Source organism: Pseudomonas brassicae (genome assembly GCF_010671725.1).
GTDB classification, from domain to species: Bacteria; Pseudomonadota; Gammaproteobacteria; order Pseudomonadales; family Pseudomonadaceae; genus Aquipseudomonas; species Aquipseudomonas brassicae.
Genome location: NZ_JAAHBU010000612.1, coordinates 1 through 1,160 on the forward strand (window position 1 = coordinate 1; position 1,160 = coordinate 1,160).

Consider the following 1,160-nt stretch of genomic DNA (forward strand, 5'->3'; position numbering starts at 1 on the left):
AGGTGCAGCACCTTCATCGAATTCTTCAGTGCATCGGAGTTAATTGCCCGGTAGATGTCTTGCCATGCTGTATTGAGCTCAACCGACTCGTGGTCTAGCCGCGCACGATTGGCATCCATCTCAAATACGTTGGTGCCGACCAAGAAGTCGACAATTTTTATGCGAGCTTCCTTGACGCCGAAGTAGGGAAGATTGGCAATGTAATCCGTCCATCCCCGCTTTTGTTCAATGGCCATAGCGGCGAAGATGTACTGCAGGTAGAGTTTGACCTGCTTGCCATTGGTGTGAGGCACCATGGGCAGTTTGAGACCGAGGAAGTTTTCGAGATATGTGTAGAAGCCTTCTCGAATTTGCGCGCTCCCACCATCATGAAGGAATCTATAAAGAATAGGCGCGGTCTCCCCTTTGGTGAGGGCCGCACACTCCTGAATTTCGACCAGCTTCGGATTTATACCATCCTCTTTGATCTTTCTAGTAATGGTGATCGTCTTGCCATTCGACTCCAGCTCCATGATGACCATAGAACGAATTACAAAGTGCTTCTCTTCATCAAATTCGACGTGATCTTTAAGTACATATGTCAGGGCATCGGAATTTTGCGCGCCTAGCAACTCTTCCATTCCCAAGGCGTAGAGAATGCTGTGGACGATGGTGCTTTTTCCTGAAGAGTTACGTCCACGGATGATATTGAGATTGCGCGAAAATTCGGCCATGAAGCCGAATGGGCCGTCAGTGGTTTCGATTGCGATCTTGATACGTTTAATAAACAAGATTATTCCCATTCCTTGGAGATGGTTTTGACCATACCTTCTGAGATCTTCTTGCCAATCTTTGAAAGCGTGGTCTTTTCTTCGACCATGACGGTGCCGTCGGCCTTGATGTCTGCTACCAACTGCCGTCCTTTGGATAATAATTTGAACCCGCTGGTGGTCGGCTCGATGAGCCCATCTCGAAATGCAAGTTGGAGCGCAATGGAGAGCGCCGGATCAAAGCCCCAAACGGGAAGGGTTATCTGACCTAGCTGTGCGGCGAGCGTCATCGTTTCCATACGCGCAGGGGTTTTCATCGCCCAATGCATCAAGTGGAGTTTTATCAGGCTGCACTTACCACCATGTCCGCAGATGTCGAGGATCAACAGCGCTGACAAATCTTGTACATGG

At 49.1% G+C, this 1,160-nt stretch carries 2 protein-coding genes; both read right to left on the reverse strand.

Annotation, left to right across the window (positions count from 1 at the left end):
* On the reverse strand, positions 1 to 770 hold a 770-nt coding region (locus G3436_RS26620; RefSeq protein WP_338001331.1), incomplete at its 3' end, for an AAA family ATPase.
* Between the two features lie 2 nt (positions 771 to 772).
* Positions 773 to 1,160 (reverse strand): hypothetical protein (locus tag G3436_RS26625; RefSeq protein WP_163951331.1); only part of this gene is annotated, 388 nt, incomplete at its 5' end.